Raw genomic sequence first — 22,498 nt, 5'->3', positions numbered from 1 at the left:
GCCGTGATGCCCAAGATTCTCGTCCTTTACCACTCGACCTACGGCCACATCGAACGCATGGCCGAGGCCGTCGCCGAAGGCGCGCGCCAGGTCGAAGGGGCCGTGGTGGACATCAAGCGTGTGCCGGAAACCGTGCCGGAAGATCTGGCCCGCAACTCGGGCTACAAGATGGATCAGGCCGCGCCGGTCGCCGTCGTGGCCGATCTGGCGAACTATGACGCCATCATCATCGGCGCCGGCACCCGCTTCGGCACGGCCGCCTCGCAGATGCGCGCCTTCCTGGATCAGACCGGCGGCCTGTGGGCGCAAGGGACGCTGCTGGGCAAGGTCGGCGGCGCCTTCACCGGCTCGGCCACTCAGCACGGCGGCCAGGAGACGACTTTCGCCGGTCTGCACAACTACTTCCTGCACCACGGCATGGTGGTCGCGGGCCTGCCCTACGCCTTCGCCGGTCAGATGCGTCTGGACGAGATCACGGGCGGCTCGCCTTACGGCGCCACAACCATCTCGGCCCCGGACGGCTCGCGGATGCCCAGCGAAACCGAACTGGACGGCGCCCGCTTCCAGGGCAAGCATATCGCTGAGATCGCCAAGAAACTTCACGGTTAAGATCATGCGCCAGCCCGCACTCTTCTTTGGTCACGGCTCCCCCATGAACGCCCTGGGCGGTCCCTTCGCGGACGCCTGGCGCGCGCTGGGAGAGGAGATCGGCAAGCCGAAAGGCGTCGTCATGGTCTCGGCCCACTGGGAGACGCGCGGGCTGGGCGTGACGGCGCAGGAGCAGCCGGAAACCATCCATGATTTCGGAGGTTTCCCGCCTGAACTTCACGCCATGCAGTATCCCGCGCCCGGCTCGCCTTCGCTGGCGAACCGGGTGGCGGAGCTGACCGGCGCCGTCGAGACGACGCAGTGGGGACTGGATCACGGAACCTGGTCCGTGCTGGCCCATGTCTGGCCGGACGCCGACGTGCCCGTGGTGCAGTTGTCGCTGGATCGCACCATCGACGCCCGCGCCCACTACGAACTGGCCAAGCGCATGCGCCCCTTGCGGGAGGAAGGCGTCATCGTCGCCGGTTCAGGTGACTTCGTGCACAATCTGCGGACGTGGAAACGGGCGGGCGGCGAGCCCTATGATTGGGCCGTCGACTTCAACGAGGCGGTCAAGCGCGCCTTTACGGCGGGCGACCATGACGCCCTGATCGACTGGATCCACCTGGCCGAGCAGGCGCAACTCAGCGTGCCGACGGACGAACATTATCTGCCGCTGCTCTATGTCGCCGCCCAACAGACGCCGGACGAGCCCTTGAGCTTCTTCAACGATGTGATCGAGGGCGGTTCGATCTCGATGACGGGCGTCCGGATCGGCTGACCGGACGCCGCCTCACGTCTCTTAGCGACGGCTGCCGCGCAGGGCGTTGTCCAGCGACCACGGCCCCGGCCCGGCGAAGACCAGATACAGGAAGACGAAGCAGTAGAGGGCCGCCAGCTCCCCGCCGTTGTTGATGGGGTAGGGGCTCTGCGGCGCGTGGACCATCCAATAGGCCGCGGCGGTGAAGCCCGACAGGATGAAGGCAGTCGGGCGGCTGAACAGGCCCAGCACCAGCAGAACGCCGCCGACCAGTTCGATCGGGCCGGACCAGCCCGCTAGCGTCGACAGATCGACCACGCCGCCGCGCCCGCCTGGCGGGAAGCCCAGGATTTTCTGCGCGCCGTGCTGGAGCAGCAGCAGGCCGGAGACAATTCTCAGGATGCTGAGAAAATGCGGTTCCCAATTGGCCAGGGATGTCGAACGTCGGGCCATGAAGTCTCCTCAGCCGTGGCGCCCCGCGAACGGAGCTGGACGGCCGAGGTTATGACACTTGCGCCGAACGGCAAGCGCCTTGTCAGGCGCGCTTCAGTTCATCCTCAACCATCTTCTGGATGGTCACATAGTCGGTCTTGCCGGTGCCCAGGACCGGGATGGTCTCGACCTTGATGATCTTCTTCGGCACGGCCAGTTCGGGCGCGCCGTTGTCGCGGGCCCACTCCGTCAGACGGGCGCTTTCGGCGCCTGCGACGTCTGTGACCAGGACCAGACGCTCGCCCTTCTTGCTGTCGGGCACGGCGACGACGGCGTGGTGACCGGTCGGCCAGACGCCGCCGGCCATGCCCTCGACCGCCGTCAGAGACACCATCTCACCGCCGATCTTGGCGAAGCGCTTCGCCCGCCCCAGAATGGTGATGTAGCCCTCGGCGTCGATATCGACGATGTCGCCGGTGTCGTGCCAGCCGCCGGCCAGCGGCTCCAGATTGTCGGGGTCGTTCGGCGAGATATAGCCTTCCATCACGTTCGGCCCGCGCAGGTAAAGGCGACCGCCGACCTCGATGCCCTCGACCGGTTCGATCCGGTATTCCATGCCCGGCAGGATCTGGCCCACCGTGCCCGGCCGGTTGCGGTCGGGATGGTTCACCGCCACCACGGGCGCCGCCTCGGTGGCGCCATAGCCTTCCAGCAGTTCGACGCCGCCGAACTTGGTGTTGAACATCTGGCGCGTTTCGTCGCGGACCTTCTCCGCGCCCGCCACGGCGAACTGCAGGGTGGCGAAGTCGCCCGGTTCGGCCACGCGGGCGTACTGGTTCAGGAAGGTGTCGGTCGCGAACAGGATCGACGCCTTCACCTGGGGCAGCAGGTCGGTGATCTGCTTGGCGTGCAGCGGCGACGGATATTCGAACGCCTTCAAACCTTGCAACAGAGGCAGCAGCACCCCGCCGGTCAGGCCGAAGCAGTGGAAGGTCGGCAGCGGATTGAACATGACCCAATCGGGATCCAGGTCGATGTGCGCCGCCACCTGGCGCGCATTGGCGACCAGGTTCTTCTGACTGAGCACCACCCCCTTGGGCGCGCCGAAGCTGCCCGAGGTGAACAGGACCACGCCCGCCGAATCCGGATCGGTCTTCACGCGGAACCGCTTGGGGGCGATGCCGGCGCTGAGGCCGAACATCTTGTCGGCGAAGCCGATGCTCTTCCGGATGTCGTCCAGCCAGACGATCTCGGAAACCTCGCCCAGGGCCTCCATCAGATCGTCCAGCTTGGCCTGGGTGACGAAGCGCTTGGCCGACAGGATCTTCTTCACGCCCGCTGTTTTCAGCGCAGCCTTCAAATTGGCCTCGCCTGAGGTGAAGTTCAGCATGACGGGCACGCGCCCGAAGGCGTGCAGGGCGAAGAAGGTCACCACCACGCCCGCGCTGGACGGCAGCAGCACGCCGACGCGCTCGCCCGGTTGGGTCAGTTTGGCGATCTTGCGGCCCAGCACGAAGGCGGCGCGGATCAGGCCCGTGTAGGTTAGGGGGTGGCGATCCTGGTCTTCCAGAATCTCCTTGTCGCCGTAGCGGGCGCGCGCATCGATCAGCGCGTCGAACAGGGTCTCTTCATAGACCTTGGGGTCCAGGGCTGCCCGCAGCAAGCACGTCCTCCTTCGGAGGGCTCTCAGACGGCCCTCTCGGTTACAAGAGGCCGGAACCTAGTGACGTAAGGTCGCCTTGAAAAGATGCGTAACGTCGCGTGATGGCGTTCTGTTGTCGGACTGAAACCGTCTGTGCCTTGCCTTTGTACATCGGAAAGCCGACATAGCCTCAAGAATTGGGCCGCCTTCATAAACAGGAGCCAGACCGCCGGCGATGGTCACGCTGATCGACACCCTGCAGAAGAAGCCGTCCGAGCTTCGTCACCCGGAAAAGCAGAACCGCCCGGAATCGGCGGTGCTGAAGAAGCCTGACTGGCTGCGCGTGAAGGCGCCCGGCTCGGGCCAGTACAATGCGACCAAGGACATCGTCCGCTCCAAGGGGCTGGTGACGGTCTGCGAGGAAGCGGCCTGCCCGAACATCGGCGAGTGCTGGAGCCAGAAGCACGCGACCCTGATGATCATGGGCGACACCTGCACGCGGGCCTGCGCCTTCTGCAACGTGAAGACCGGCTTGCCGCAGCCGCTGGACCCGGAAGAGCCGGGCAAGGTCGGTCTGGCCGTAGCCCAGATGGGGCTGAACCACGTCGTCATCACCTCGGTGGACCGCGACGACGTGTCGGATGGCGGCGCCGCCCACTTCGCCGAAGTGGTGCGCCAGATTCGCATCCAGGCGCCGAACACCACCATCGAGATTTTGACGCCCGACTTCCTGCGCAAGGATGGCGCGGCTGAGGTGATGATCGACGCCACGCCCGACGTCTTCAATCACAACCTCGAGACGGTTCCGCGCCTCTATCTGAAGATCCGCCCCGGCGCCCGCTACTTCCACAGCTTGCGTCTGCTGCAGATGGTCAAGGAGCGTGACCCGAACCAATTCACCAAGTCCGGTATCATGGTCGGCCTGGGCGAGACCAAGGAAGAGGTCATGCAGGTGATGGACGACATGCGCTCCGCCGGCGTCGACTTCATCACCATCGGCCAGTATCTGCAGCCGACGCGCAAGCACGCTGCCATCGACCGCTTCGTCACCCCCGAAGAGTTCAAGGCCTATGAGGCGATCGCCCGGGCCAAGGGCTTCCTGACGGTGTCGTCGTCCCCGCTGACGCGATCGTCGCACCACGCGGGCGACGACTTCGCCCGGTTGCGGGCGGCGCGCGAGGCCCAGTTGTCGTCCTGGAACGGCCGCTGAACCCTTGGCCGTCCATCGCGTAACGCGCATCCTGCCCTATGCGCCGGAACAACTCGCTGCCATGGTGGCGGACGTGCGCGCCTATCCCGACTTCGTGCCGTGGATCACCTCCATGCGCGTCTGGAACGTGCGGGACGAGGCGCCGGGCGTGCACCTGCTGGATGCGGAGGCAGGCGTCGGCTTCGCCTTCCTGACCGAGAAGTTCGCGACCTGGGTGCGTCATGACGTGCACGCGCCCAAGGTCGAGGTCGGCCTGATCCGCGGGCCGTTCAAGCATCTGAAGAACCGCTGGGAGTTTCATCCGCATCCGCAGGGAACGCGCCTGGAATTCTCCATCGACTTCGCCTTCAAGTCGCGCATGCTGGACATGATGCTTCAGGCGAACTTCGACCGGGCGGTCGACAAGCTGATCCAGTGTTTCGAGAGCCGGGCCAAGGCTCTCTACGGCAAGAGGTAGGACCATGGGCGCGCCTTTCGACTTCGATGCGACGGTCGTGGGCGCGGGGGCTGTGGGGCTGGCCTGCGGCCGGGCGCTGTCGCGGCGTGGCCTGACGGTGCTGGTGCTGGAGAAGGAGCCGCACATCGGCCAGGGCGTCTCCTCGCGCAATTCCGAGGTGATCCACGGCGGGCTCTACTATCCGACCGGCTCGCTGAAGGCGAAGTTCTGCGTCGAGGGGCGACGCACCCTCTATGACTTCTTGGAAAGCCGCAAGGTCGACCATTGGAAGTGTGGCAAGTTGGTCGTGGCGACCGAGGAAGCCGAGGTCGAACGTATCGAGGCCATCTTCGAGCAGGCTACGACCAACGGCGTCGAAAATCTGGAGCACCTGACCGGCGCCCAGGCGCGGGCGCTGGAGCCGGAGCTGAACGCCCACGCCGCCATCCTGTCGCCCGAGAGCGGAGTGTTCGACAGCCACGGCTACATGCTGGCCCTTCAGGGCGAGATCGAGGATGCGGGCGGCTCGGTCGTCATCTCGGCGCCGTTCGAAGGAGCGGAGGCCCTGCCGGGCGGAGGTTTTTCGATTCGCGTGGGCGGCGAGGAGGCGATGACCCTGACCAGCCGCCTGCTGGTCACGGCGCCGGGGTTGTCGTCTCAGGACGTTGCGGCGCGAATCGAAGGCTATCCGGCCGTCGATATTCTGGCGCGCCATCTGGGCAAGGGAATCTACTTCCGCCTGACGGGGGCAGCGCCGTTCAACCGTCTGATCTATCCGCCGCCGATTCCCGGCGCGCTGGGCACCCATTACCGCAAGGATCTGGGCGGGCAGGGCGTGTTCGGCCCCGACCTGGCCTACGTCGAGGCCGAGGACTATTCGGTTGATCCGGCCAAGGCGGAAGAGTTCGCGCGCTATATCCGCCGTTTCTGGCCCGGCGTGACGGTCGAGCGGCTGACGCCCGACTACGCCGGCATTCGGCCCAAGCTGCATGGGCCGGGCGAGCCGCAGCCGGACTTCCAGCTTCACGGCGCCGCGAATCACGGGATGGAGGGGCTGATGGCCCTGTTCGGCATCGAAAGTCCCGGCCTGACCAGTTCGCTGGCCATCGGCGAGGCTGTGGCGGAAAGCCTTACCGCAAGGGTTTGACGACTATTGCATCCGTGTGCGCCGCCGCCCTTGAAATCGGTTGCGTCTTCATGCATAAGCCCGCCCTCGCGTGGCGGCTCTTATCGGGGGGCCGCCGCTGTTGTTTTCGCGTCTTCACCGGCGCACCGACTTAGAGATTGAGACGGACATGGCCGTTCCGAAGCGCAAAGTATCCCCCTCGCGTCGCAACATGCGTCGTGCTCATGACGCCCTGGGCGCCAACACCTATGTCGAAGACAAGGACACCGGCGAACTGCGTCGTCCGCACCACGTCGACCTGAAGACCGGCATGTACCGCGGTCGCCAGGTTCTGACGCCCAAGGAAGACTAAGTCTTCAAGGTGTGACCGGCCTTGCCGGACGAGAGTTTTAACGGCGCGCGATGTCTTCGCGCGCCGTTTTCGTGCGTTATGTGTGGCGAAACCGAAGCTGGAGCGTCCCCATGATCCGAAACGCCGTCCTCAGTTCAGTCGCCATGATGGCCCTGGCGGCCTGCAACGCCCCAGAGTCCGCCAATGCGCCTGCGGCTCAGTCTCCCGAAGCGGTCGGCTTTGCGTCGTCGACACCGGCTGTCGCAACGGATGCGCTGACGCCACAGGGGTATGGCCCGTTGAGGATCGGCATGATGCAGGCCGAAGTGGACGCCGCCGTAGGCCCGCCGCCTGCGAACGTCGCCGACGCAGAATTTTCGGAGTGTCGCCAGTATCAGCCGCCGCGTGGCCCCAAGGGGGTTCTGGTCATGATGGAGAAGGGCGTCTTGACGCGCCTGACCGCCATCAAGGGATCGGTCGTCAAGACAGAGGACGGTGTCGGCGTCGGCTATGACGGCGAGCGGCTGAAGACCAACTACGCCGCCGCCGAGGTCACGCCGCACAAATATCAGGATGCGCCGGCCGCCTATGTCACCATCTGGCCGGGGGCGGACCGCCCGCAGAACACTCACGTCATGGACCCGGCGGCGCGCGGCCTGCGCTTCGAGATCGGTCAGGACGGCAAGGTCGCCTTCATCCATGCGGGCGGCCCCAGCATCCAGTATGTCGAGGGATGCTCCTGATCGCGGAGCGGCGGTTGGAGATTCCGCACGCTCGGGCTAAACGCCTCGAACAACTCCTACCATTCACTACAGAGTGTCTTTCATGACCGACATCGTCGACATCGTCGCCCGCCAGATTCTCGACAGCCGGGGCAATCCGACGGTCGAAGTGGACGTGATCCTGGAAGACGGCAGCTTCGGCCGCGCGGCGGTGCCGTCGGGCGCCTCGACCGGCGCGCACGAAGCCGTCGAACTGCGTGACGGCGACAAGGACATGTGGGGCGGCAAGGGTGTCGAGAAGGCGGTCGACGCGGTTAACGGCGAGATCTTCGACGCCCTGTCCGGCATGGACGCAGAAGACCAGCGCCGCATCGACGAGGCCCTGATCGAGCTGGACGGCACCGAGAACAAGTCGCGCCTGGGCGCCAACGCCATGCTGGGCGTCTCGCTCGCCGTGGCCAAGGCCAGCGCCATCTCGGCCGGCCTGCCGCTCCACCGCTACATTGGCGGCGTCTCGGCCCGCATCCTGCCGACGCCGATGATGAACATCATCAACGGCGGCGCCCACGCCGATAACCCGATCGACATTCAGGAATTCATGATCATGCCGACGGGCGCCGAGAACTTCTCGGACGGCCTGCGCATGGGCGCCGAGATCTTCCACGCCCTGAAGAAGGCGCTGAAAGACGCCGGTCACAACACCAACGTCGGCGACGAGGGCGGCTTCGCCCCGAACCTGGCCTCGGCTGACGAAGCCCTGACCTTCATCACCAAAGCGGGCCAGGCGGCCGGCTACCTGGCGGGCGAGGATTTCCACCTGGCGCTGGACGTCGCCTCGACCGAGTTCTTCAAGAACGGCAAGTATGAATTGGCGGGCGAGGGCAAGTCCTTCGACGCCGAGGGCATGGTCAACTACCTGGCCGACCTGGTCGAACGCTTCCCGATCGTCTCGATCGAGGACGGCTGCGCCGAGGATGATTTCGACGGCTGGAAGCTGCTGACGGATCGCTTGGGCGACCGCGTCCAGCTGGTCGGCGACGACCTGTTCGTGACCAACCCGCGTCGTCTGGCCGCCGGCATCGGCGAAGGCCTGGCGAACTCCATCCTGATCAAGGTCAACCAGATCGGCACCCTGTCCGAGACCCTGGACGCCGTCGATATGGCGCACCGTGCGGGCTACACCGCCGTCATGTCGCACCGTTCGGGCGAGACTGAGGACTCCACCATCGCCGACCTGGCCGTGGCCACCAACTGCGGTCAGATCAAGACCGGCTCGCTGGCCCGTTCGGACCGGACGGCCAAGTACAACCAGCTGCTGCGCATCGAAGAGATGCTGGGTGACCAGGCCGCCTATTTCGGCGACGGCATGCTGCTGAAATAAGCCGCATCACAAAGATGTGCTGGGCGCCGCCTCCGAACCTCGGGGGCGGCGTTCGCAATTACGGCCAAGCTACAGTTCGTTAGGCATTTTCGGTCACTGATAGGTCACTGTGTTTATGCGCGCTCAGAAGGAGCGTCCGTCGTGCCCGAGCAGATGAAGCCTTACCTGCCGTCCGTCCTGTTGTTCCTGCTGATCGTCTATCTGGGCGTGCAAGCCCTGACGGGTGAACGCGGCCTGCTAAGTGGCGGTGAACGCGACGCTTTGCTGGCGCAACGTCAGACGCAACTGAGCCGTCTGGCCGAACAGCGCCAGGATCTGGAAGTCCGCGTCCGCTATCTGCGTACAGAGAGCCTGTCGAAGGATCTGCTGGAAGAGCGGGCGAGGGCGGTGATCGGCTTCGCCGACCCGCGCGACTATGTGGTGCGGCTGAATGGTCCCGCTGGCCACAACCCTGACGCGACACGCGCCTCCTGAACTATTGTTACAGCCTGGCTGGCCGCTTTGCGTTTCGGGAACGAAGGCTGCTAAAGCCCCTTTCTGTAACGATAAGAGTCCCTGAAACAGGGGTGTAAGCCGGGAGATGCCGGATGGCGAAAGCCGCCGCTCAGAAAACCTCGCCCAGCACGGGCGACAAGATTCCGAACACGCCTCAGGCTTCCAAGGAAGACCTGCTGCGTTTCTATCGCGAGATGATCCTCATCCGCCGCTTTGAAGAGCGCGCGGGTCAACTGTACGGCATGGGCCTGATCGGGGGCTTCTGCCACCTGTACATCGGTCAGGAAGCCGTGGCCGTCGGCATTCAAGAGAGCGTCAAGCAGGGCTACGACAAGATCATCACGGGCTATCGCGACCACGGCCACATGCTGGTCGCGGGCATGGACCCGAAGGAAGTCATGGCCGAGCTGACGGGCCGCATCGGCGGGTCGTCCAAGGGCAAGGGCGGGTCGATGCACATGTTCGACGTGCCGACCGGATTCTACGGCGGTCACGGCATCGTCGGCGCCCAAGTGGCGTTGGGCACGGGCCTGGCTTTCGCGGGCAAGTACCGCGGCGACGACTCGGTCAGCTTCGTCTATTTCGGCGACGGCGCCTCGAACCAGGGTCAGGTTTACGAGAGCTTCAACATGGCCCAGCTGTGGAAGCTGCCGGCCATCTACATCATCGAGAACAACCAGTACGCCATGGGCACGAGCATCGAACGCTCGTCGTCCACGACCGAACTGTATCAGCGCGGCGCCAGCTTCGGCATTCCAGGCGAACAGGTCGACGGCATGGACGTGCTGGCCGTGCGTGACGCCGCCGCCCGCGCCGTGGCCCGCGCCCGTGCCGGCGAAGGCCCCTATATTCTCGAAGTGAAGACCTACCGCTATCGTGGCCACTCCATGTCCGACCCTGCAAAATACCGGACGAAGGAAGAGGTGGACGAGGTCAAGAAGACCCGCGATCCGATCGACCACCTGAAGATGCTGCTCGCCGCCGCCAAGGCGACCGAGGACGAGCTGAAGGCGATCGACAACGAAGTGAAGGCCATCGTGGCCGAAGCCGTGCAGTTCGCTCAAGAGAGCCCTGAGCCGGATCCGTCCGAGCTCTACACCGACGTCTACGTGGAGGCCTGATACGTGACGGACATTCTGATGCCGGCGCTGTCCCCCACGATGGAAGAGGGCACGCTGACCAAGTGGCACATCAAGGCGGGCGACGTCGTGTCGGCCGGCCAGGTGATCGCTGAGATCGAGACCGACAAGGCGACGATGGAAGTCGAAGCCGTCGATGAAGGCGAAGTGCTGGAAATCCTGGTGCCGGAAGGCGCTGAGAACGTGAAGGTCAACACGCCGATCGCACGTCTGGCGGGTGAAGACGGCGCCGCTGCGCCCGCACCCAAGGCCGCCGAACCGATGACCGCCGTCGAAGCGGAAGCGCCTGTCGCCGTCACGGCCGCCGCGGCTCCGGCTCAGCCTAAGGTCGAACTGCGCGACCCGGAAATCCCCGCTGACGCCAAGCTGGTGAAGACCACCATTCGCGACGCCCTGCGCGACGCCATGGCCGAGGAAATGCGCCGCGACGAGGCCGTCTTCCTGATGGGCGAGGAAGTCGCCCAGTATCAGGGCGCCTACAAGGTCAGCCGCGACCTACTTCAGGAGTTCGGCGACCGTCGCGTAGTCGACACCCCTATCACCGAGCACGGCTTCGCCGGCCTGGGCGTCGGCGCCGCCATGGCGGGCCTGAAGCCCATCGTCGAGTTCATGACGTGGAACTTCGGCATGCAGGCGATCGACCACGTGATCAACTCGGCGGCCAAGACGCTGTACATGTCGGGCGGCCAGATCCGTTGTCCGATCGTGTTCCGCGGCCCGAACGGCGCCGCCGCCCGCGTGGCCGCCCAGCACAGCCAGGACTATTCGGCCTGGTACGCTCAGGTGCCGGGTCTGAAGGTCATCGCCCCCTATGACGCCGCCGATGCGAAGGGCCTGCTGAAGGCCGCCATCCGTGATCCGAACCCGGTCGTCTTCCTCGAGCACGAGATGATGTACGGCCACGAGTTCGACGTGCCGGACGTTGAGGACTACGTCGTGCCGATCGGCAAGGCCAAGGTTCGCCGTGAAGGTACGGACGTCACCATCACGGCGCACAGCCGCATGGTCGGTTTCGCTCTTCAAGCCGCCGAAAAGCTGGCTGAAGAAGGCATCTCGGCCGAAGTCGTCGACCTGCGCACCCTGCGTCCGCTGGATCACGAAACGATCGTCGCGAGCGTCAAGAAGACCAACCGTCTGGTCTCGGCCGAAGAGGGCTGGGGGCCGATGGGCGTCGGCGCCGAAGTGGTCGCTCGCGTGATTGAACACGCTTTCGACTACCTGGACGCCCCGCCGGTGCGCGTGCACCAGGAAGACGTGCCGCTGCCCTACGCCGCCAACCTGGAAGCCCTGTCCCTGCCGGGCGTCGACAAGATCGTCGCCGCTGTGAAGAAGGTGATGGCGTGAGCGAGTCCGCAGAGTTTGAGCTGGCCGTACCGGACAGCGTCGCCGCAGACGAGAACGCAATAGAGTTGTTGCGCATGTGGTGGTCGAAGAATGAGCCGGTGATGTCGGTGAAGCCTGCTTTCGCTGATCCCAGCAAGTTTGGTGAACTGCTGGCCTATGCGGCGCGTCACATGGCGCATGGCTACGCCGTGCGCCATGGTCACAATGAAAAGGCCGCCTACGACCGCATCCTTCAAGGGCTCAGCGAGGTGATCAAGGCGGATAACGTTCGCACCGTCGCCGAGCCGGTTTCACCGCAAGCGGGGAACGCCTGATGACCGATATCCTGATGCCCGCCCTGTCTCCGACGATGGAAGAGGGCGTCCTGGCCAAGTGGCACGTCAAGGTCGGCGATACCGTCTCGGCCGGCGACGTCATCGCCGAGATCGAAACCGACAAGGCGACGATGGAAGTCGAAGCCGTGGACGAAGGCGAAGTGCTGGAAATCCTCGTGCCGGAAGGCGCCGAGGGCGTGAAGGTCAATACGCCGATCGCCCGCCTGTCCGGCGACGCCGTAGCGCCCGCGCCGAAGAAGGCTGACGCCCCGGCTGACACGCCGAAGGCCGAAGCGCCCAAGGCAGAAGAGGCTCCGAAGGCTGTGGCGGCGGCCGCTCCTGCTGCACCGAAATCGGACGACGGCGGCCGCATCTTCGCTTCGCCGTTGGCGCGCCGCCTGGCCGCCCAGGCCGGCCTGGACCTGAAGAGCATCACCGGCACCGGCCCGCACGGCCGTATCGTCAAGCGCGACGTGGAAGCCGCTGGCAAGGGCGGCGCCAAGCCGGCCGTCTCGACCGCTTCTGCCGCCCCGGCCACAGCCGCCGAGCCGCGCAAGGTTCTGTCTCTCGCCCAGATGGGCATTCCGGACGGCAGCTACGACCTGATCCCGCTGGACGGGATGAAGAAGGCCGTGGCGCGTCGCATGGTCGACAGCATCCAGAACGTGCCGCACTTCCCGCTTTTCATCGACTGCGAGATCGACCAGCTGATGGCTGTTCGCGCCAAGGTGAACAAGATGCTGGAGCCGCAGGGCATCAAGGTCTCGGTGAACGACTTTGTCATCAAGGCCGCTGCGCTCGCTCTGAAGATGGTGCCGGAGGCGAACGCCTCCTACACCCCTGAAGGCATCGCCATGCACCACAAAGCCGACGTCTCCATGGCGGTGGCGATCGAGGGCGGCCTGATCACCCCGATCATCCGCAAGGCCGAGACCAAGGGCTTGGCGCAGATAGCAACCGAGTCCAAGGATCTGGCCAAGCGCGCCCGCGAGCGCAAGCTGAAGCCCGAAGAGTTCCAGGGCGGCACCTTCTCGGTGTCCAACCTGGGCATGTTCGGCATCAAGTCGTTCAGCTCGATCATCAATGAGCCGCAGGGCTGCATCATGAGCGTGGGCGCAGGCGAGCAACGTCCGGTCGTCAAGGACGGGCAACTGGCCGTGGCCACGGTCATGACCGTGACCCTGACCTGCGATCACCGCGTGGTCGACGGTGCGACGGGCGCCCGCTTCCTGCAGGCATTCAAGCCGCTGATCGAAGATCCCGTGGCGATGCTGGCCTAGTCACATGATCCCGAAAAGTGTCAGCGGTTTTCGGATGAGATCATGTGCTGAAAAAAGCGGGGGAGGGTGAAGTCATGACCTCGGTCTATGACTTCTCCGCCCGGGCCATTGATGGCGCAGACGTGTCGCTGGACCGCTTTCGTGGCCAGGCCTTGCTGATCGTCAATACGGCGTCAAAGTGCGGCTTCACCGGTCAATATGACGGGCTCGAGAAGCTGCACCGCGACTTCGCCGATGCGCCGTTCGAGGTTCTGGGTTTCCCCTGTAACCAGTTCGGTCAGCAGGAGCCGGGCAGGGCGTCGGAAATCGCCGCCTTCTGCGCCAGCAGCTTCGACGTGACCTTCCCCTTGTTCGACAAGATCGAGGTCAACGGACCGAACCGCCATCCCCTCTATGCGTGGCTATCCCGGCAGAAGCGCGGATTCCTCGGCTCCCAAGCCATCAAATGGAACTTCACCAAGTTCCTGACCGACCGCGAAGGCCGCGTCGTCGCGCGCTATTCGCCCCAGACTGAACCTGAGGCCATCAAGGCCGACATCGAGAAGTTGATCTGATCATGGCTGCTGAATTCGATCTCGTCGTCATCGGCTCGGGCCCCGGCGGTTACGTCGCGGCCATCCGCGCCAGCCAACTGGGCCTGAAGGTCGCCATCGTCGAGCGCGAGAACCTGGGCGGCATCTGCCTGAACTGGGGCTGCATCCCGACCAAGGCCCTGCTGAAGTCGGGCGAGAAGTTCGAGAGCTTGTCGCACCTGAAGGACTATGGCCTGTCCGCCTCGGGCGCCACGTTCGACTTCGACGCCATCATCCAGCGCTCGCGCGGCGTGGCCAAGCAGCTGAATCAGGGCGTCGGCTTCCTGATGAAGAAGAACAAGATCGAGGTCATCGAAGGTTCGGCCAAGCTTGAGAAAGGCGCCGCTGCGCCCAAGGTCGTCGTGGATCTGAAGGCCGGCGGTATGCGCACCATTGAGGCCAAGACGGTCATGCTGGCCGTCGGCGCCCGCGCACGCGCCCTGCCGCAGATCGGGCTTGAGGCCGACGGCGACAAGATCTGGGCCTATCGCGACGCCCTGGCGCCGAAGAAACTGCCCAAGACCTTCGTGGTCATTGGCTCAGGCGCCATCGGCATTGAATTCGCCAGCTTCTACCGCGCCCTGGGCGCCGAGGTGACGGTCGTCGAAGCTGTCGATCGCGTCATGCCGGTCGAGGACGAAGAGGTTTCCAAGGCTGCTCAGAAGGGCTTCGAGAAGCGCGGCATCAAGTTCAAGCTCGGCGCCAAGGTGACGAAGGTCTCCAAGGATTCCAAGGGTGTGAAGGTCGATCTTGAAGTCAACGGCAAGGCTGAAAGCCTGGAGGCCGAGGTATGCATCTCGGCCGTCGGCATCACCGCCAACACCGACGGCATCGGTCTGGAGGCGCTGGGCGTCGAACTGGACCGCGGCCACATCAAGACCGACAGCCACTGCCAGACCAATGTGAAGGGCCTGTACGCCATCGGCGACTGCGCCGGCGCGCCCTGGCTGGCGCACAAGGCCTCGCACGAAGGCATCCACGCCGCCGAACACATCGCCGGCTACAAGACGCCGAACGTGAACTCGCCCATCGCCGGCTGCACCTACGCCCAGCCGCAGGTCGCCTCGGTCGGGGTGACGGAGCAGGGCGCCAAGGCCGAGGGCCGCGAGGTCAAGATCGGCCGCTTCCCCTTCAAGGTGAACGGCAAGGCCATCGCGGCGGGCGAGACCGAAGGCTTCGTCAAGGTCATTTTCGACGCCAAGACCGGCGCCCTGATCGGCGCCCACATGATCGGCGCCGACGTCACCGAGATGATCCAGGGTTACGTCACCGCCATCACCATGGAAGCGACCGAGGAAGACATCCACGGCATCGTCTATCCGCACCCGACCATGTCCGAGGCCATGCACGAGGCGGCTCTCGACGCCTATGGCCGCGTGATCCACATCTAGGGCGGTTGTTAGAAAATCTGAACTGTGGCTAAGAGGGTCGCTTCTCCCCATGGTTCGGATTTTTCATGATTGTCGCGCCTGATGTCCTTGGCCTGATCGGCAACACGCCCTTGGTGCGCCTGAAACGCGCCTCTGAGGCCACGGGCTGTGAAATCCTGGGCAAGGCCGAGTTTCTGAACGTGGGCGGCTCGATCAAGGATCGCGCCGCGCTCAGCATCATCCGCGCGGCGCGCGCCTCGGGCGCGCTGAAGCCCGGCGGGACGATCGTCGAGGGCACGGCGGGCAACACCGGCATCGGCCTCGCGCTGGTCGGCGCGGCGCTGGGTCATCCGGTCGTCATCGTCATGCCCCGCACCCAGACGGAAGAGAAGAAACGCGCCGTCCGCCTGCACGGCGCCCGCCTGATCGAGGTCGACCCTGCGCCTTTCGCCAGCCCCAACCACTTCGTTCACTTCTCGCGCCGCCTCGCAGAAGAACTGAACGAAAGCGAGCCGAACGGCGCCTTCTACGCTGACCAGTTTGACAATCAGGCCAACCGCTTGGCTCACTATGAAGCCACCGGCCCGGAAATCTGGCGACAGACCGAGGGGGGTATTGACGGCTTCATCTGCGCCGTTGGATCTGGCGGCACCCTGGCCGGGACGGGCGCCTATTTGCGCGAGCGTAATCCGGATGTTCGCATCGGTCTGGCCGACGTGCCCGGCGCCTCCCTCTACAGCTGGTTCACCGAAGGCGTGTTGAAAGGCGAGGGCGGTTCGATCGCCGAAGGCATCGGCGTCAATCGCATTACGGGCAATCTGCAGGGGCTGTCAGTCGATCACGCCTATCGCATCGAGGACGCCGAGTTCCTGCCCATCCTGTTCGATCTGGTGAAGGAAGAGGGACTGTCGCTGGGGCCGTCCAGCGGGGTCAACATCGCCGGGGCGATGCGGCTGGCGCGCGAAATCGGTCCTGGCCGCACCATTGTGACCGTACTGTGCGACTCCGGTCAACGATATGGCAGCAAGATCTATGATCCGGCATTCCTGGCCGCCCGCAACCTGCCGACACCGGAATGGCTGAGCTGATGACCCGCTGCAAGTCCGAGACCGCGCTGGAAAGCCGCATCCCGCCGTTGAACGCGCTGAAGGCCTTCGAGGCGGCGGCTCGGCGACTGAACATCACCCGCGCCGCCGAGGAATTGTCGGTCACGCCAGGCGCCATCAGTCAGCAGATACGCATTCTGGAGCAGCACGCCGGCGCGCCTCTGTTTCATCGCGAAGGGCGTCAGATCGCCCTGACCGACCTGGGAGCGGAACTCTATCCGCTTCTGCGCGACGGATTCGATCACCTGAAACGGGCAGGGGATCTGCTGTATCGACCGGACCGTCGTCATGCCCTGGCGGTCAGCGTCCCTCCATCGTTCGCAGCCAAGTGGCTGGCGCCGCGCATCGCGCGCTTCTCCGCCGCCCATCCTGAGATCGAAGTGTGGATGTCGGCCGATATGCGCCTGGCGGATGTCAGCGGCGGCCGTGTCGATGTGGCGGTTCGCTATGGACGTGGCGACTATCCCGGCGTTCGATCGGAACGTTTGCTGAACGCTGATGTAACGCCGGTTTGCGCGCCGGGGCTGCTGGTTGGTCGCCAGCCTTTGCGAAAGCCCGCTGACCTGGCGCACCACGTGCTGATTCATTTGCGACCCAGCGAATGGGAGGAGCCGCGACCGGACTGGGGCGCCTGGCTGAAGGCGCGCGATCTGACCGACATCGACGCCCAGGCGGGACCACGCTTCGACCAGACGGCCCTGGCCATCGAAGCCGCTGCTCACGGTCAAGGCGTCGCCTTGGCGCCGTACGCCTTCGTGGCGGACGACCTGGCTGCGGGTCGACTGGTCGCGCCATTCGCCGACGGCGCCTTGACCACGGACTTCGCATACTACGTTCTGATCAAGCGCAGCGGCGCCACGACGGCCGCGCGAACCTTTGTCGCCTGGTTGAAGGAAGAAGCCCATGCGGCGGCCGAGGCAGGTGTGGATGACCTTTAGGGCGAGAACTGGCATTTATCGCCTAAGATATATTATGCGAAGGCCGACCAAGTTCGTTTCCGTTGCAACACGAGCTCAAGCCCAAGCTGCGCAGCCATTCAAACAGCGCAGCAGCTTGGGTTTGGGCGGGCTCCATTCGACACGTATGCCCTTGATCATTCCCATCTAATCCTGCTGAAGCTACTACAGCTACGGTTGGTTGTGTGTTTTTGCGTATGAGTTTGATCCCAGCATCCTTGCGCGGTCCGGTATGCACCGATGCGCTCGGACTACCTCGCTATGCTGCAACGATATGGCTTGATTTTCTCAACGCCCACCAGGCCATCGCAACGCGCGAAAAACATGCCTTAGCTATATCCCAGCTCTATCATGATGCCGAACGCCTGATCCCGCCAGTCGACCTCGATCAAGCGCTGGTTGCTGCGGATCTTAGCGCTATCCAACGCGTACTCTCGTCTGCCTTGATAGGTCATCAGTCTCGAGCGGTACCGGAGAAGCGATGGGCGCTCCAAAGGCGCTTCGTGTTCGGTGTCCTGAGCATGATTAACGGGGCCGATCCTCGAGATCTATCGAAGGACCTGCAGCGTCTTCAGCGCTCCTATTCGCAGCTACGCGCCCAGCCAAAAGCAGCGACCGCATCGCTCCAAGTAAAATCCTTGCCTGCCATTGTCTTGGAAGATGTGTTTGACATAGTGAATCCCGACAGCGAGAGAAATCCGTTTCGCACCGAGACAAATCGGTGGCGGAACTATGCCATAGCCCTAATGCTATTCCAGCTTGGCTTGCGTCGCAGTGAATTGCTTCTTCTTACACCCGATAGCCTTCAGAATGAGTTCGATTTTCGCACGGGGGAACAGGTCTTTTGGGTCAGTATTCGCCCGCCAGAGTACGAAGATCGGCGATCCAGTTCACCACAACTGAAGAACCATTGGGCAAGCCGCGACCTGCCGCTGTCGAGAGCACTTACAGCCGCGATTGACAACTATATCGTTCATTATCGCGGTGACCCGGCGCACGGGTACCTATTCTCTTCGCAGGAAGGGGCTCCGATATCCAAGCAGTCTCTCAATGAGATATTCCTGAAGATCAAACGGAGTCTTTCTGCTCAGGCGCGCAATGCCTTGGCCGCGCGAGCTAATGACCAACTCTCGCCCCACTCGCTTCGACACACAGCAGCTGTAGTCAGGTATCAACGATTTTCGGATAGCGGGATGGAGTTTGAGGAAATAGGGCGCAGGATTCGCCCCTTTATGGGGTGGGCTCCAGGTTCAGAAATGCCATTTCACTATGCTCGCGCATTCTTCGAGCCACGCTACGCAAAGATGTGGAACGAAAGTTTCGATGACACTCTGGCAGCGTTGCGAAGCGGAGTGTGGAGCTAGTGGTGCAGTATTCACTTTTTCCGCTCGATCAACAGCCCCCTCCCCTCCCTGCTTTGCCGGCCATGCCGCCCCTGGTCAGGTACAGGGATCGTTACGGCCGCAAAGATGTGACGCTTAAGCAGCCCGCTCTGAGCGAGTGGTCACTGCACATTAATGGAGGTATTAGAAACCTCAGATTGAGCTTTGATCACCCATGGATCGATCAGTTTATCCGGGCGCATTTAGCTGACAGGTTAACTGAAGGTTCGGTTGCAACCGTAATGAACTACGGTCATCGCTATATAGCTTTGCGCGATGAAGGAAAGCTTCACGCGATAGTGTTTGCGATTGCGACTTCGACCCCTAACGAGTTTCAAAAACTCTGGATCGACCAGTTCCGAGATCAACTATCTAGGCATGACGCTGTTGCGATAAGATCTGCGATACGTTTCGCGTGTGCTTGGGAAATTGGACGTTGGCATCCCGCCGATTTGGATTTTGTTCGCGCGCTTCCTGGACACGATCTAGATAAATATGCGGGCGTGCGAGACGCCTCGAGTTTTCTTCCCACCGCTTCGCAAAGCCAGATAGTAGAATTTATCGACCAAACGGTTCGTAACCTAGACAATGCGGACTCAGATCGAATTCGGGTTGCGGCCATTTTGGCCCTGTCATTCCAGTTCGGTCTTCGGCGCACTCAAATTGCATCGCTCGAGATGTCTGACTTTACTTTTCACAGCGACGACGCGTTGCATATACGTGTCGAGCTGCTGAAGCAGCGCGGTCAGAAAGTCGGTAGGTTGGTGACGCGGCGAATGCAGCCGAGTTGGGTACCGATCCTCCGGCGATGGATTGCCTGCCGTCCGGCTGATGAGGCCAAGTTCTTTGGCGTAGCACCAGAGCGAATCGGCACTTTGATCGCCGACGCATTGCTGGAAATCACAGGGACCAGCTACTCAAGCCAATCCCTTCGGCACACCAGCGCTCAACGCCTTGTCGACGCTGGGATTTCACACGAGTCTCTGAGCGATTTTCTTGGGCATACAGATACGACAGCCGCCCAAGTGTATTTTGCAGCGTCTCAGAACCAGGCCAAACTGGTGAATATGGCGTTGGGCTATTCGCCCACATATCGAGGCGTCGCTGCTGCGGCCCGTGGCGACATGATTTCGGCCGCACAGCTTCTCTCAAGGCCACTTGATCAGCAGGTTTCAGGGATGCCTCATGGCGTCCCGATTTCGGGGATCGGCGCCTGCCAAGCAGGGCAATCGTCATGCCAGAGGAACCCAGTCCTAGCTTGCTATACCTGCCACAAGTTTCTCCCTGTGGCTGAGCCCGAAGTGCACGCAACATTGCTGGTCGAAATGCGGGATGTCGTGCGCTCATTTGACCAACCACAACTTATCGATCGCGTTAGTCCGGCGATGATGCAACTCCGTGTCACGCTCGAAGCCATAGAAGAGGTCGTCGGGATGGCGAGTGCTAATGCATCACATGCCGTCTGAACTGGACTCTTTCATCCTTCGCGCGCAGCAGATTGCAATCGATCATCAGTTGGACTGGGAGGTTCCATACGATCTGGAGGACGGGCGCATCCCTCGCGAGAGCTGGTGGGACTTGCGCGCTGCGGCGAAGCATGGCGCTGGAGAGCGCGCATTCCTCTCGACATTCGGAACTCTCGGGTCGGGTGCGGCGGCGCTCCAAACGCTGTCTGGTGAGGTTATGCCTGCCGTCATGGGACGTGATTGGATCGAACTCTACAAGGCGCTTTTGCTGCACGATCTTTTCGTAAAGCGAAACAAGCCCCGCAACGGGATCTCTAACCTAGGCAACCCCTTCCGCCTTCTTGCTGGCTGCGTAGGGTCAGCATCGCCCTCGCAAATAACCTCCGATCAGGTGCGTTTGGCCTACAATGTTGGGCTCATGGCGAGCACTTCGGGGCAGTGGGCTCGCTTGTTAAAGGGGATGATATCGGGCTGGTTTGATGCTTTTCAGTTAGCCGAACGCCGACCTCTGGCCCAATATTGTTCCGCCTATCCGGATAAGGCGCTCGTTCAAGAACAGGAGGCCAAGCTCGTTCAGGTGGCGCGGCGTCAGATTGACACGAAGAGGCCTGACTCCCTTAGATCAAAACTAAGCATTCGTCATTTTGAGGACAAACTTCCTGAACAGGAAGATTTGGCGGAACTAGTTCGGATTGTGTTCAGCGAAACTCCGCGCACCACTTCAGATTTCATTCGATTCCATCAAGCAAGGTTACTTATTGTAACTGGATTTAGAGTTGGAGAGTTAATTCTCCTGCCCGAAAAAACACTCGTGAACAGGAATGACACCCCGCCCCATCCGCGCATATACGGCCCACCGGAGCCAGGGACCGGCTTGCTTCATTTTGCTGAGAAGCAGCATCAGGATGGACCGGGACAAGAATTCGTCGAAGCTCTGCATCACGCGCCGAGCCTGCTCGCTCCTATTGTGCGAGAATCTGTAGCAGCCGTCCTTCGCGCAACGGCGCCACAAAGGCTCATGTTGCAGCGCCAACACGCCGAACAACGGCTTTTTGTCGGACTGTCTAACGACGATCTTCTCCCGTGGGCTGAAGCTTATCGCCGAATGTCTGGTATTATGCAGACGTCCCAGGAGCCTATCCCAGCAGACCTGCGCTCAAAATATCGCTCCAACTATGATCCCGCAATTTTGAACGAAATGCGCGATCATCAAGACCACCACGTTCACCAGAGCGGAGAACACAAGCAGGTCCGGGAATATTTCCGTCGCATGGAAGCTGCGTTGCAAAGACCGATTCTCCGACGCAGCCGAGGAGAACTATTTAGTTTCGCTCTGAGGGAGAGGAATGACGGACGAGGTGTTTATATTCGCGCAGGCGACATGGAAGTTTACGCACGCGATCATCTTCAACTTAAATTGCCAGACGAGAGGGTAGTGCAGTTCGGCGAGAAAGATCTGCGTAGCGACGCTTTCCTTTTTCTGCTCCCTGGAAAGATCATCGCGGAAGAAAAGTACGATGCGATTGTCGATATCGACCGGTATTTTTCGGTCAAAAGGGCAGACAAAGCAGACCTAGAGCTACAGTTGGGCGGGAAGAATCCGGGCCTCATATTCAAAAAGTACGGCAAGAGCGAGCAGGCTAGATCGTTCTCAGTAAACCCTCATTCGTTGCGACATTTTCAGACCACTGAAATGTTCAAGTTGGGCGTGGCTGACACCATCATTACGAAGCGCTTCAATCGCACTTCGGTGGCTCAGAGCTACACTTATGACCATCGGTCTGTATCTGAACGCCTCGAGGAGATGGAGCCGGGACAGTCACGTCTGGCGGACGAAATGTTAGGCCCGAAAGCGCGCAAGGCATTCGATCTGATACGCAGTAGAAAGATCCAGGGCCCTGTCGTTAAGCGGTTTCTGGAGCTTCAAACCATCATGGGCGATGAAGCGGCATTTGAATACCTTAATGCTGAAGCTGGATCTCTACATATTACACCTTACGGATTTTGCCTTAATAGCTTCGCTGCCAGTCCGTGTTTGAAGCATCTCGAGTGTTTCAATAGCTGCTCGCACTTGGTTCGGACCGATGCGGCAGCGGAACAGGACAACTTGCAGACGTTGAAGCGCCGATTTGAGGTGCATATCGATAGGCTGAGGCAAACTGAGAGCCGCGCCCCTCATTTTCAAACACAGATGCAGCATGCGGAATCACGGCTCGCTGGAGTGAATGCGGCGTTGGACGCAGCTCCTGGCGAGAAGGTATTCCCTAGCTCTAACAGTCGCTATTTGCCACCTGAATGAATAAGCCCCCACATCCAAAGCAGGTTGAGCTGGCCCGCATTCTCGAAGAGATGATTCTGCTCGACGAGACCATCACCTTCAACGCGGTGTCGCGTAAGGCCCAAAGTCACTTCCCCTTTGCGTCATCGCTTTCGAGGCCTTCAATGC

22 protein-coding genes are annotated in these 22,498 nt (G+C 62.4%); 20 read left to right on the top strand and 2 right to left on the bottom strand.

All coding sequences use genetic code 11. The features are described 5' to 3' along the window. The first annotated feature begins 6 nt into the window (after positions 1-6). On the top strand, positions 7-609 hold the full coding sequence (gene wrbA / locus ABC419_RS09470; protein ID WP_412877615.1) for an NAD(P)H:quinone oxidoreductase: 603 nt from the start codon (positions 7-9) through the stop codon (positions 607-609). Between the two features lie 4 nt (positions 610-613). Further along, the gene (gene ygiD, locus ABC419_RS09465; RefSeq protein ID WP_412877616.1) at positions 614-1,369 is read left to right on the top strand and encodes a 4,5-DOPA-extradiol-dioxygenase; all 756 of its coding nucleotides are present in this window, start codon (positions 614-616) and stop codon (positions 1,367-1,369) included. 21 nt (positions 1,370-1,390) lie between these two features. On the opposite strand, the gene ABC419_RS09460 is transcribed toward ygiD, so the two are convergent. Both ABC419_RS09460 and ABC419_RS09455 read right to left on the bottom strand, forming a co-directional pair. Further along, positions 1,391-1,801, bottom strand: coding sequence for a DoxX family protein (locus ABC419_RS09460; protein WP_412877617.1), 411 nt, complete (start codon positions 1,799-1,801; stop codon positions 1,391-1,393). Between the two features lie 82 nt (positions 1,802-1,883). After that, positions 1,884-3,440 carry an AMP-binding protein gene (locus tag ABC419_RS09455; RefSeq protein ID WP_371412928.1) on the bottom strand — a complete coding sequence of 519 codons (1,557 nt, stop codon included), beginning with the start codon at positions 3,438-3,440 and terminating at the stop codon, positions 1,884-1,886. Between the two features lie 217 nt (positions 3,441-3,657). Here ABC419_RS09455 and lipA point away from each other — a divergent pair, with 217 nt between their 5' ends. The 18 genes from lipA (at position 3,658) to ABC419_RS09365 (ending at position 22,351) form a co-directional block, all read left to right on the top strand. Beyond that, on the top strand, positions 3,658-4,632 hold the full coding sequence (gene lipA / locus ABC419_RS09450) for a lipoyl synthase (RefSeq protein ID WP_412877618.1): 975 nt from the start codon (positions 3,658-3,660) through the stop codon (positions 4,630-4,632). Between the two features lie 4 nt (positions 4,633-4,636). Next, the gene (locus tag ABC419_RS09445) at positions 4,637-5,089 is read left to right on the top strand and encodes a type II toxin-antitoxin system RatA family toxin (protein WP_412877619.1); all 453 of its coding nucleotides are present in this window, start codon (positions 4,637-4,639) and stop codon (positions 5,087-5,089) included. A 4-nt stretch (positions 5,090-5,093) separates the two neighbouring features. Further along, complete coding sequence (locus ABC419_RS09440) at positions 5,094-6,215, top strand: NAD(P)/FAD-dependent oxidoreductase (protein ID WP_412877620.1); 1,122 nt, start codon at positions 5,094-5,096, stop codon at positions 6,213-6,215. A gap of 148 nt (positions 6,216-6,363) precedes the next feature. Continuing rightward, the gene (rpmF, locus tag ABC419_RS09435) at positions 6,364-6,546 is read left to right on the top strand and encodes a 50S ribosomal protein L32 (protein WP_327446456.1); all 183 of its coding nucleotides are present in this window, start codon (positions 6,364-6,366) and stop codon (positions 6,544-6,546) included. Between the two features lie 110 nt (positions 6,547-6,656). Beyond that, complete coding sequence (locus tag ABC419_RS09430) at positions 6,657-7,268, top strand: hypothetical protein (protein ID WP_412877621.1); 612 nt, start codon at positions 6,657-6,659, stop codon at positions 7,266-7,268. A gap of 82 nt (positions 7,269-7,350) precedes the next feature. Next, positions 7,351-8,628, top strand: coding sequence for a phosphopyruvate hydratase (gene eno / locus ABC419_RS09425; protein WP_412877622.1), 1,278 nt, complete (start codon positions 7,351-7,353; stop codon positions 8,626-8,628). Between the two features lie 153 nt (positions 8,629-8,781). Beyond that, positions 8,782-9,102 (top strand): FtsB family cell division protein, encoded by a 321-nt coding sequence (locus ABC419_RS09420; RefSeq protein ID WP_412878016.1) that lies wholly within the window; start codon positions 8,782-8,784, stop codon positions 9,100-9,102. A gap of 113 nt (positions 9,103-9,215) precedes the next feature. Further along, entirely contained in the window at positions 9,216-10,244 is a 1,029-nt protein-coding gene (gene pdhA, locus ABC419_RS09415; protein WP_125900302.1) for a pyruvate dehydrogenase (acetyl-transferring) E1 component subunit alpha, read from the top strand. Positions 10,245-10,247: 3 nt separating this feature from the next. After that, entirely contained in the window at positions 10,248-11,606 is a 1,359-nt protein-coding gene (locus ABC419_RS09410; RefSeq protein ID WP_200165083.1) for a pyruvate dehydrogenase complex E1 component subunit beta, read from the top strand. Next, positions 11,603-11,920 (top strand): DUF5076 domain-containing protein, encoded by a 318-nt coding sequence (locus ABC419_RS09405; RefSeq protein ID WP_125900304.1) that lies wholly within the window; start codon positions 11,603-11,605, stop codon positions 11,918-11,920. The genes ABC419_RS09410 and ABC419_RS09405 overlap by 4 nt, the downstream gene beginning before the upstream one ends. Further along, positions 11,920-13,200 (top strand): pyruvate dehydrogenase complex dihydrolipoamide acetyltransferase, encoded by a 1,281-nt coding sequence (locus tag ABC419_RS09400; RefSeq protein WP_412877623.1) that lies wholly within the window; start codon positions 11,920-11,922, stop codon positions 13,198-13,200. Before ABC419_RS09405 ends, ABC419_RS09400 begins: the two co-directional genes overlap by 1 nt. 74 nt (positions 13,201-13,274) lie before the next feature. Continuing rightward, positions 13,275-13,754, top strand: coding sequence for a glutathione peroxidase (locus ABC419_RS09395; protein ID WP_200165081.1), 480 nt, complete (start codon positions 13,275-13,277; stop codon positions 13,752-13,754). A 2-nt stretch (positions 13,755-13,756) separates the two neighbouring features. Next, complete coding sequence (lpdA, locus tag ABC419_RS09390; RefSeq protein WP_412877624.1) at positions 13,757-15,163, top strand: dihydrolipoyl dehydrogenase; 1,407 nt, start codon at positions 13,757-13,759, stop codon at positions 15,161-15,163. A 65-nt stretch (positions 15,164-15,228) separates the two neighbouring features. After that, a complete protein-coding gene (locus ABC419_RS09385; RefSeq protein WP_200165079.1) occupies positions 15,229-16,230 on the top strand; it encodes a cysteine synthase A in 1,002 nt (333 codons plus the stop codon). Continuing rightward, complete coding sequence (gene gcvA, locus ABC419_RS09380; protein WP_412878163.1) at positions 16,230-17,186, top strand: transcriptional regulator GcvA; 957 nt, start codon at positions 16,230-16,232, stop codon at positions 17,184-17,186. Before ABC419_RS09385 ends, gcvA begins: the two co-directional genes overlap by 1 nt. Before the next feature lie 215 nt (positions 17,187-17,401). Further along, positions 17,402-18,568 carry a tyrosine-type recombinase/integrase gene (locus ABC419_RS09375; protein WP_412877626.1) on the top strand — a complete coding sequence of 389 codons (1,167 nt, stop codon included), beginning with the start codon at positions 17,402-17,404 and terminating at the stop codon, positions 18,566-18,568. A gap of 2 nt (positions 18,569-18,570) precedes the next feature. Continuing rightward, positions 18,571-20,052, top strand: a complete 1,482-nt coding sequence (locus tag ABC419_RS09370; RefSeq protein ID WP_412877627.1) for a tyrosine-type recombinase/integrase — start codon at positions 18,571-18,573, stop codon at positions 20,050-20,052. Further along, positions 20,042-22,351 carry a hypothetical protein gene (locus ABC419_RS09365; RefSeq protein ID WP_412877628.1) on the top strand — a complete coding sequence of 770 codons (2,310 nt, stop codon included), beginning with the start codon at positions 20,042-20,044 and terminating at the stop codon, positions 22,349-22,351. The genes ABC419_RS09370 and ABC419_RS09365 overlap by 11 nt, the downstream gene beginning before the upstream one ends. The last annotated feature ends 147 nt before the right edge of the window (positions 22,352-22,498 follow it).

Origin of the sequence: Brevundimonas phoenicis (genome assembly GCF_047237745.1) — a bacterium.
GTDB lineage: Bacteria > Pseudomonadota > Alphaproteobacteria > Caulobacterales > Caulobacteraceae > Brevundimonas.
The sequence above is the reverse complement of the archived record's forward strand: the minus strand, read 5'-3'. Positions and strand labels throughout refer to the sequence as shown.